The sequence below is a fragment of the Sphingomonas sp. BL-S-28 genome, assembly GCF_055521515.1.
This window is the reverse complement of record NZ_CM145483.1, coordinates 2,072,953-2,082,338: the sequence shown is the minus strand read 5'-3', so window position 1 is coordinate 2,082,338 and position 9,386 is coordinate 2,072,953. Positions and strand designations below refer to the sequence as shown.

The following is a 9,386-nucleotide window of genomic DNA, read 5'->3' as shown; positions in this document are numbered from 1 at the left end:
GGAAGCACTAGCTCCAACCTCTCTGACTTGCGTTTCGCTGCAAGTTTCAACGCCCTCGCCCAATTGTCGCGACAACTTTGCCAGAGAAATTGGCGGGTTAAGACTTTTGCCCACTTGTCCGGGTGAACTGACGGGGGGATGCTGCCCGGGAGCAATTCATCGAAATTGAACATCTCACTGTGGCCAAGGTCGAAAAGTGCGCTCAGCACTTGAGAAAAAGTGGGCGAGCACGAGCCGTGCTACGGGCACTGCAAATGAAAGCGTCAAAAATATGCAAAAGCGGCTTTGAAGTATTTGCGGCGCCGTCTTGGGGTGAAGTATGCTCGTCCTCGAAGGAACCGGGGAGTCTGACGCGCCGTTCGCGGGTCACGGTAACCTTCCCGACTTTGCAGAACATCAACGTGTGGCTCTGCTTCGACTAATTCTCGTACGACGGAAGCTCTTCGGCCGCGACGCTGTGACTTTCTTTCTCGCAGGGTGCGAGACCGAATGGATGAATAGATCTCGTCTCGGAAGGACTCGTCGGCTTCGCGCCCCCATCGCGACGCTCGGCCAGATGGCGAGCAGCTTCTTCGACCATCGTGATCCCGCGATGGTCAAATGGGTGGGTACTCGTAAGCTCTAACCCCTAACATTGGGCGAGGTCGGTGGAATGTGCCGGTTTCGCCAGTCCTCTGTCGATTGCAGATCCGGCCCGCATGGCGGCTTTGCTAGGTGCTCTCCCCGAAACCGGACAGGCTCCTTACGGGCCGCGCCGGCGAAATGCTTTCCCTTCCGCAGCTTGCCGCAAAGGCAGAAGCGCTGTGGCAGGGTGGGCATGTCGGCGGCCTGTCGATCGACCATCCCGGCGATGCTGACGCGACGGTATCGGTCTATGCCCTGCGCGACCAGTGGGGTACGCCCTCGCCGCGCTTGATCCTGTCCGCCCATGATGGTCTCCTGCTCTACCGCGCGCCGGCACCAGGCGGCGCACGCGTGACGCAGGAGGTGATGATCCAGCTCCATCTCGGCACTTTCGCGGAGACGGGCTTGCGCTGGCTCTACTTCGTTTCGGGAACGCTAGGCACCGCTATGGTCGGCACCGGTCTCGTCCTGTGGACCGTCAAACGCCGACCGCGCCTCCCCGACCCCACGTGCCCCCATTTCGGCGTTCGTCTGGTGGAGCGGCTCAACATAGGCATGCTGGTCGGCCCCATCGCCGGGATCGCCGGCTACTTCCTCGCCAATCGCCTGCTGCCATTGGATCTCGCTTCGCGCGGCGAATGGGAGATCGATTGCCTGTTTCTGGTATGGGCCAGCGTCCTCGCATGGACGCTGGCGCGGCCGGCAGCACGGGCCTGGATCGAGACACTGGCAGCGTCTGCCGCGCTTTACGCGCTGGTTCCCCTCGTCAATGAGCTCACCACGTCACGCGGACTGATGCCGAGCCTGATCGCGGGCGACCCGGTCTTTGCCGGCTTCGATCTGATGATGCTGGCTTCCTCAGGTCTGCTGGCCTTTGCGGCATGGCGCCTCGCAAACCGTAAGGCGAAGGGTTCCCCACGCCAATCGCGCGCTGGCACGGAGAGCATGACATGATCCATCACTTTGCCGTCTTCATCCTCTGTCTCGGCGGCTTTGTTCTGCTGCTGATGGCCATGGCTCGTCACCAGCAGGACTGGCTACGACGCAAATTGAAACTGCCTTTCTCCCGCCGTCTGCGCTGGAGCGGCTTTGGCCTGCTCGCTTTCGCCTTCCTGCACGCCGGATCACGGTTGGGCTGGGGCTACGGCGCTGTCGTCTGGTTCGGCTGGCTGACGCTTGCGAGCCTTGTTGTCGTCACCGGGCAGACCAATCGCGAGTGGATCATGCGTAAGGTGCGGCCATGAAAACGCTCGCATCCATGCGCTGGTCTACGACCGCCAGAGTGCTGGCGGGGACGCTGGGCGCCTACGCGCTGACATCGTTGCTGACCGTTGCCGCCGCACGTCTGATGGTGCGCCTTGGCGTCGATGCAGTAGAGGCCGTCACCGGAGCGACACTGGCCAGTTTCGCCATTTTCGCTGCAGTTTCGATGGCGGTGTTCCATGTCCCCAGCGCTGCGCGAGCATGGTTCTGGCTGTTCGTTTTCGGCGGGCTGTGTGGTCTCGCAATTCTTGCCCTACCCGCCGGACGACTGCCATGACCACTTCTCTCGCCGCACGTCAGCGTCCGATTATCCATCCCGAGCCATTGGTGCCCGAACCGGCCGTTTCGTCCCTTCGCTATGCCGACCAACCCGCGTCGCTCGGCACGCGGCTGATCGGGCTTGGCGGAACGGGTGGGGTTGGCCTCGCGATCCTCGCCGGACTGCTCCTGACGTGGCAGACCTACACTGCCCCGCCGCCGCAGGCGACACTCACGGCCTTCAACGTCGCCCCGCCTGCCGCGCCGCCGGAACCGTTCCGGGAGGTCCCGCCGGGTCCGGAACAGATGAAAAAGGAAAAGCCCGTTTCGCAGCCGGATCGGCCCGAGATCGAAACGCCGAAGATCGTCCTGCCAAGCGCGAACATCGTGACGGCAGCACCGCCTGCGCCAGTCGCCCCGCCCGATCCCGGCCCCCCAATCAAGGAGACCACCGCGCCCGTCAGCAAACCCGCGCCACCGGCCCCGCAGATGTCGAGTGGCAAGCCGACTTGGCAGGGCTTGGTCCTTGCCGCGCTCGACAAAGTGAAGCGCTATCCGCGCGATGCCCATTTTGCTCGCCAGCAGGGCGTGCCCTATATTCGCTTCACGATGGACCGACTGGGCAAGGTGCTGACCGTCACCTTGGAGCGCTCGTCCGGTTTCCGCTCGCTCGATCAGGAAGCGCTCTCCCTACCCAAACGCGCACAACCCCTGCCCAGGCCTCCTGAGGACGTGAAGGGTGAGGCCATCGAACTGGTGGTGCCGGTCGAGTTTTTCATGCGTTAACAGCCGCGCCATGCCGCAGCCAGACGGTTTGATCTGCTTCCCCGAAGCGTGCCTCTCGCCTCGCGACAGGGTCAAACTATTCAGGTTATACTAAAGTGATCGACATCATCCTGCTGCCGGCGTTTTCACGAATTGTATTTTCGCAACAACGCTTCCCAATCCACATGGAACGGAAAGTCACCAATCTCCATAGCAATCTCGCGGCGCTCTCAAGCCGATCTACGAGGGCTAACTAGCGAAGATCAGTCGCGCTCTCCACTCGCCTCGACGGACGCATTGCCATCTGATCGCCCTGCGTCTGCGAGCATCCGGGCGAAAAGTTGGATTTCTTCCAGCGAGTAGGCGGCGAGGTTAGCCCTGACGATCCGTTCAAGGCTGCTTCGAACCTCCTCGCTCGCGTTTCGGCCCAAGTCCGTCAAACTAAGCTCCGCTCGCCGGCGGTCCGTCTTTCCGGGGGTACTCACAACCAAGCCAGCCGATGTAAGCCGGTTCAGTTCGAAAGTTACCAGACTGCGGCCGATACGAATAAGCGAGGCCAGGTCCTGGGGATAGGTGATGCCGCGATCGATTGCGCTCAGAATGTAGTACCCCCTTGGGCCCAGATCATATCGAGCTGTAACCTCGGCATTCGCGTCGCCGATCGGGCGCCCGGCAAATACCAGTCCTTCGATGATCGGCGCGATTTCGGCCCACCCAATGGTGTCGCCGGACCGTGGCCTACGCCGGGTATCGGCCTCCTGCGGAGAAAACGCGCGCTTTAGAAGCTCTTCGCGTGGCGTACCTTTCACAAACCGAAACCCTTGCTGACCGACCAGGCCAGCAAGGTAGCAAGTGCAGCGGCAATGACAAAGGCAACCGGGTGCCCCGGCTTCATGTGCGGCTGCGAATTGTCGATCGATGGGTCTCGTCCGCTGACCATCGGACCGACCAGGTTGCGGCGGCGAACGACGAGATAGAAGGCTATGGCAACGACATGCAACGCTACGAGCGCCAGCAGCAGATTGAAGCTGAAAGCGTGAACTTCCGCCGCCAGACGACCTTGATCAAAGGTGACGAGAAAAGACAGTGGGCCCGATTCCAGGCCATCGACATCGGTCGCGAAAAGGCCGGTGCCGATCTGAACCGCCAGCAACAGCAGCATGACGATCACGCTGTACCCGCCAAGCGGATTGTGGCCCGGGCGTGCACTTCCCGTCCCCTGCACATAGGCGACTGCCGAGCGCGGTGAGGCGAAAAGCGCTGGCAGGCGCGCCGTGCTGGCACCGACGAAGCCCCATATCAGCCGGAACGCCAGCAGACCAAGCAAAGTCAGGCCGGACAGATAGTGCCAGTCCATGTGCCGGTTTTCCGCGCTCCACCAGGAGAACGCGAACAACAGTACCAGCAGCCAGTGAAACAGCCGCGTGGGCAGATCCCAGACGCGGACGCCTGTTCCGGCGCTCATTTCGCCGCCCTTTTCGCAAAGGAATTGCAGACACCGCCGCCATTGACCGGCCCGCCGGACAGCATCTGGCAGGTACCGCAGCCGCTCGCAGTCGCCGTGAAGAACGCGCAGTCTCCGCAATGCCGCGCAGGATCGGTCGAAGCCTCAACATAACCGAGCGACTTGCGGCGGCTCTTTTGCGTGAAGGGCAGCGAAGCCGGATCGTAGCAAGCCGGTGCGGCACTCTGGGCAAAAGCATCGCAGCCAAGGAACAAGCCCACGGATGCCGCGCCGGCCGCCGCGACGGCCTGCCCAAGTAGCTGTCTGCGAGACGCGATCATTGCGCGTGCTCCTTGGCCGCGCTCTGGATCACTTCGATGGGATAGCCCTCTGGATCCTGAAGCTGGAGGACAGAGTACCCTTGCGCAACCCGGCGCACCGCTTCGTGCGGGAAGCCCCCGGCATCGAGGCGGGCAACCAGCGCATCCATGTCGCTGACACGCAGCACGATGCGGTCAAAGGCATTGCCATGCGTCAGTTGGGCGGAACTGGCCGGAGCGCTGTCGTGGACCAGTATCAGCCCGGCTTCCATCGGGTCCTTCGAGAAGCGAAGCATGTATTCGCGCCGCGTGCCGTGATCGAGCGTCATGCCCACCTCAAGACCGAAAGCCGCCTTGTAGAAGGCAAGCTCCTTGTCGATGGCGGCGGCATTGAGAACCGTGCCCACCATTCGGGCCGAAGCCGGCGCTTGCTGGGCATAGGAAGCCTCAGCCCCGAACGCCGAAAGGAGCGCGGCGGCGACAATCGCGATGGACAAACAGCGCCTCATGCGACCAGCTCCCCGATCGATTTCGAGGTTTCCATGCTCTTCGCGCCCCATTTGTCGACGGGCACACCCATGACTTGCTGCAGGGTAAGGCCCACGCGGCTGACCGGGGTGCCAAGGCCATCGACGTAGATGCCGGTCTTGATCCGCCCGCCGCCGCTGCCCGCCGTCATCATCGGAATGTTGTCGATCGTGTGGAACTTGGCGAATTCGGTTTCCGAATGGGCAAAGACCAGCGTGTTATCGAGCAGGGTGCGCGATCCTTCCTGCACTTTGTCGAGCGCGCCGACGAAGTAGGTCCACGCCTCGAAAATGCGGTTCAGGAAATAGGTCGCTTCAGGCTGATAGCCGAGGCGGTTGTCCAGCGCTTCCTCGTGCGTCAGTTGGTGGTGCGTGATGGTGCTGCCGATCCGCGTGAGCGAAGACGCACCGTTGTTGAACATCATGTTGAACACCCGCGTCTGGTCGCAGGCGAGTGCCATGACCAGAAGGTCGGTCATCAGGGCATGGTTCGTCACCACGTTCTCGATCTCTGCGTTGACCGCGCGGTCGGCAACGGGCTTCGGCACCAAACAGGCCTGCAGCGGCTCAGGCTTGGTCAGTTCCACTTCCAACTGGTTCTCAAGCTGGCGTACCGAGGTGAAATACTGATCGAGCTTCTGCCGATCCGCCGCCCCGACTGCGCCTTCCAGCGACTGGCGCTGTTCGGTTACGGCCGAAAGCACGCTGCGGCGCGCCATCACTTCGGGATCGGGCGTGAACTCTCCGCTGTTGGGGTCCTTGAAGCCGGTACCGAACAGGCGCTTGTAAAGCCCGGCCGCCGATCCCTCCGATGGGTTGAGATTGCCGCCGCCCCGCCCGCTCAGCGAATTGCGCGGATCGCCCGAGGCCGACGTTTCCAGGCTGCGAAAGCGAGTGCGCGAACCGATCCGGTCGCCGATGGTGACATCGAAACTTTCGCCGGGCAGCCCGCCCTCTGCCGTGATCGCACGCCCGGTGCGGATCGCCGGACCGCCCGAAACGTGCGGAAGGTTCGGTGCCCCGTCCAGCATCACATTGAAGTTGCCCAGAATATTGATCTTGCTCGCATGCGGCTTGATCACTTCCAGTTCGGGCTTCAGGTCGTATCCCGTGCCGGCATTGTCCGGGAACCAGCGGGTGGGATTGACGCCCAGCCCCCAGAACCACGTGCCGAAGCGAACCGGCATCGGTGCGCCGGTTGCGGCAAGCGCTTCTCCATTGCCATCGAGGAAGATGTCGAGAAGCGGAACGCCCACGGTAATGGCGGCGCCGTTCAGCATGCCCTTCAGGGCGAAGCGGCGGGACATGTCGAATGCCATGATGGTCCTCCTGTCGTTAGCGCCGCGTCGCCACTTGCGTGGCCCCGGCTTTCAGGTCTTCGCGGGGAATTTCGTAGGTCTGGGGCAAAGTCGCGACCGCCTCGACCAGCTTGCGCAGCCGGTAGCCGTCGCCGGCGAAGCGGCCTTCCAACTTCTCAACCAGTTCGCCGTCCTCACTGGGTCTGCCCGTCGCGTATTCCAGCACGCGCGAGGTTACGCACATCGTCGCGTCCTGGCTGGCAGCGATCGTCTTTCCAAGGCCGTCCGCACCTGTGAAGCGCGCATCGTCCATCGCCCCGGAGACGTCGATCGGCGCGTCGTTCTCGCTCGCCCGGAATGAGCCGATGCCGTCGAAGCGTTCGAGCGGCAGCCCGATCGGATCGGTAATCTTGTGGCATCCGGCGCAGACCGGATCGGTCGTATGGGCATCCAGGCGAATGCGGGCCGTGGGCATCGCCTTGTTGGCGGTGTCCTGAACCGCGGTGAAGTTCACGTTGCCCGGCGGATTGGGCACCGGCTGGCACAGCAGCAGTTCGCGTATCGCCCGCCCGCGCAGGGTGGGCGAACTGCGCCCCGAATGGGAATACATCGCCAGGAAACCGGCAAGCCCCAGCAGCCCCGAACGATCCGAATCCGCCGAAAACTCGTAAGGCACCCACCCTTGGGATCGGCCGACAGGCACTCTGTACAGCGCACCAAGCGGCCGGTTCATCCAGGTCTTGCGGGTGGTGAAAAGCTCCCGGTAATCGCCGTCCCCGTCCAGCAATTGGGTGCTGATCGTGCGCAGCATCTGTTCGGGCAGCGCCTGCAACACGTCCTGATTGAAGTAGGGATAGATCACCGGGTCCTTGGCAAGCTCGTCGAACTTCTCGAACAGCAGCATGTCCGAGAAGAATGCCCTCAGCCCCTGCTCGAAGCGCGGAGAGGCGACCATGTGCTGGACGATTGCCGTCAGGCCCGCCTGATCGGTCAGCTTGCCTGCCGCAGCGGCGTCCAGAAGGCTCGCACTGGGCGTCGAATTCCAGAGCATGAAGCTGAGCCGGGCCGCGCGTGACGTGTTATCCAGACGCAACATGGCGGGCCTGATCGGATCGGCCTCTGCGGTCTCCACCACGTAGAGGAACCAGGGCGAAACCAGCATGGAACTCAGCGCCAGTTCCAGACCCTTCGCGAAGGACTTTGTCGGACCGGCTCCCTCTCCCGCGATGCGAACGTAGAGCGAGAGTTCCTGCTCGGTCAGCGAGCGGCGGAAAAGCAGGCGTCCAAGCGGCGCCAGCGTCCGCCGCGCACAATCGGCGTCCGCACGCGCCGGATCGGTCGGCGTGCACGCCACGAACTGGGCGCGGTGATGCTCATCGAAGACCTGCCGCGCAATGTCGCGCGCCATCGCATCGAACTGCTCCAGCCCCGATGGCGAGATCGCCGCGCTGCGTGCACCGGACGCGATCAATTGATGCGCCGGACGAACGATAGGCTCGAACCGCCCCGCCACGCGGATATCGGTTCCGAAGATATCGGCGACGGAATTGCGGTACTGCGCTTCGGTCAACCGGCGCATACCGACGACTTGCGGGCCTTCCAGCAATGTCTGCGAAGCGTTCGCTTCGGCATGAACGCGCGGCACCGGCGATCCCGCCCCGCCGAACCACAAAACACCGGCAAGCGTAGCCGCGGCCATGCCAAGCGGCACGAAGCGAGAGGGTCTCATAGGGCCTGGTTCCTGACGGGACGGGCCGCCGCGGGCACGTCGTTGACGAAGGCCGGCACCGCGCGCAGTTCCATCGCGCTGGAAACGCCCGTGCACTTGCCGGTCTTGGGATCGCGGATGCCGTCCGCATACTTGCGCAGCGTCGCCAGCGTTCCCGCGCAGTCGATCCCGGCCGCCAGCGCCGCGCCCACACCGCCGATCGACGGGCTCTGGATCACATCGAAAACCGGCCGATACCCGCCGACTAGGCCGCGCAGCGATCCGTCCGACTGGAACGTCAGACGCAGCTTCGCATGGCGCAGATCGTAAGCGGTGCGTGTGCCGCGAATGTCGCGGGCCCCGCCCTGCCCCCAAGTCTGCGTCAGCTTGATGTCCTGCGCGTCGGTCGTCAGCACCCCGCCCACGATCCGCCCATGCAGCACGTTGCGATGCCGCGGCGCCTTGTCGGAAATCGTGAAGCTATAGCCGGGCAGGAAATTGCCGTGATTGTCGAGACCGGGCCGATCAGGCGTGTTGCCGTAGATCACCTCGACATCGTCGTCGTTCTCAAGGCTGTCCACACCGCGCAGCAGGATCACCTGCGTCCATTCGCCGGAAGCATGGAACTGGCGCATGCCCGTGAGCAGATCCCCGCCGATGCCGTCCTTGCCGCGCCATTCCAGCGTGCAGCCCATCACCCGGTATTCCTGATTGTCGATCCCGGTCCGGCCGTCGGGCGCCGTGAACGCCTCATGGCTGCAACTTTGGCTGGGGTCATCGCCGTCGAGATCGAGCCCGCCCGCATTCGCGCTCTGCACCGTTTTCAACAGTGGCCGATCGAACTGGTCGGGCTGCGAACAGATGTTGGTGCCGTTCGGCCCGAACACGGTCGCCTGCCAGCGCTTGGTCAATTCGGGTTCGTTTTCCTTGCGTTCCAGCCGCGCGCGCTCGTCAGGCGACAACGACGCGAGATAGGTTTCGCGGATCTTCGGGCTGGTTCCGGTCGGGCAGGCAGCCTTATCCTGAAGCACCGGCGGCACGAAATCCTGAACGACGAAGCCCATCACTCCATTCGCCGGAGCGGCTGGCAGTTTACCGCCCACGGCATCGGCCTGCGCCGGGGCCTGCAGCGACAGCACGGCGCTGCCGCCGGCCAATGCGATGGCCATGCAGCCCACG

Annotated in this window: 11 protein-coding genes; 4 read left to right on the top strand and 7 right to left on the bottom strand. The window is 63.5% G+C overall.

Annotated elements, in window-relative coordinates; translation table 11 throughout:
* Positions 1-762: 762 nt before the first annotated feature.
* Genes ACZ1JC_RS08740 through ACZ1JC_RS08725 form a run of 4 tightly spaced genes read left to right on the top strand, consistent with a single transcriptional unit; the run spans position 763 to position 2,931 of the window.
* Positions 763-1,578, top strand: coding sequence for a PepSY domain-containing protein (locus tag ACZ1JC_RS08740; RefSeq protein WP_465139938.1), 816 nt, complete (start codon positions 763-765; stop codon positions 1,576-1,578).
* Complete coding sequence (locus ACZ1JC_RS08735) at positions 1,575-1,868, top strand: DUF3325 domain-containing protein (RefSeq protein WP_465139939.1); 294 nt, start codon at positions 1,575-1,577, stop codon at positions 1,866-1,868. Before ACZ1JC_RS08740 ends, ACZ1JC_RS08735 begins: the two co-directional genes overlap by 4 nt.
* Complete coding sequence (locus tag ACZ1JC_RS08730; protein ID WP_465139940.1) at positions 1,865-2,164, top strand: hypothetical protein; 300 nt, start codon at positions 1,865-1,867, stop codon at positions 2,162-2,164. Before ACZ1JC_RS08735 ends, ACZ1JC_RS08730 begins: the two co-directional genes overlap by 4 nt.
* Positions 2,161-2,931 carry an energy transducer TonB family protein gene (locus ACZ1JC_RS08725; RefSeq protein ID WP_465139941.1) on the top strand — a complete coding sequence of 257 codons (771 nt, stop codon included), beginning with the start codon at positions 2,161-2,163 and terminating at the stop codon, positions 2,929-2,931. Before ACZ1JC_RS08730 ends, ACZ1JC_RS08725 begins: the two co-directional genes overlap by 4 nt.
* 242 nt (positions 2,932-3,173) lie before the next feature.
* On the opposite strand, the gene ACZ1JC_RS08720 is transcribed toward ACZ1JC_RS08725, so the two are convergent.
* The 7 genes from ACZ1JC_RS08720 to ACZ1JC_RS08690 are packed head-to-tail and all read right to left on the bottom strand — an operon-like array spanning position 3,174 to position 9,376.
* Positions 3,174-3,719, bottom strand: a complete 546-nt coding sequence (locus ACZ1JC_RS08720; RefSeq protein WP_465139942.1) for a MarR family winged helix-turn-helix transcriptional regulator — start codon at positions 3,717-3,719, stop codon at positions 3,174-3,176.
* Positions 3,716-4,375 (bottom strand): cytochrome b/b6 domain-containing protein, encoded by a 660-nt coding sequence (locus tag ACZ1JC_RS08715; RefSeq protein ID WP_465139943.1) that lies wholly within the window; start codon positions 4,373-4,375, stop codon positions 3,716-3,718. The genes ACZ1JC_RS08720 and ACZ1JC_RS08715 overlap by 4 nt, the downstream gene beginning before the upstream one ends.
* Positions 4,372-4,695, bottom strand: a complete 324-nt coding sequence (locus ACZ1JC_RS08710; protein ID WP_465139944.1) for a high-potential iron-sulfur protein — start codon at positions 4,693-4,695, stop codon at positions 4,372-4,374. Before ACZ1JC_RS08710 ends, ACZ1JC_RS08715 begins: the two co-directional genes overlap by 4 nt.
* Positions 4,692-5,183 (bottom strand): VOC family protein, encoded by a 492-nt coding sequence (locus tag ACZ1JC_RS08705; protein WP_465139945.1) that lies wholly within the window; start codon positions 5,181-5,183, stop codon positions 4,692-4,694. The genes ACZ1JC_RS08710 and ACZ1JC_RS08705 overlap by 4 nt, the downstream gene beginning before the upstream one ends.
* Complete coding sequence (locus ACZ1JC_RS08700; RefSeq protein WP_465139946.1) at positions 5,180-6,520, bottom strand: DUF1552 domain-containing protein; 1,341 nt, start codon at positions 6,518-6,520, stop codon at positions 5,180-5,182. Before ACZ1JC_RS08700 ends, ACZ1JC_RS08705 begins: the two co-directional genes overlap by 4 nt.
* A 16-nt stretch (positions 6,521-6,536) precedes the next feature.
* On the bottom strand, positions 6,537-8,228 hold the full coding sequence (locus ACZ1JC_RS08695) for a DUF1588 domain-containing protein (RefSeq protein WP_465139947.1): 1,692 nt from the start codon (positions 8,226-8,228) through the stop codon (positions 6,537-6,539).
* Complete coding sequence (locus ACZ1JC_RS08690; RefSeq protein WP_465139948.1) at positions 8,225-9,376, bottom strand: hypothetical protein; 1,152 nt, start codon at positions 9,374-9,376, stop codon at positions 8,225-8,227. The genes ACZ1JC_RS08695 and ACZ1JC_RS08690 overlap by 4 nt, the downstream gene beginning before the upstream one ends.
* Between the last annotated feature and the right edge of the window lie 10 nt (positions 9,377-9,386).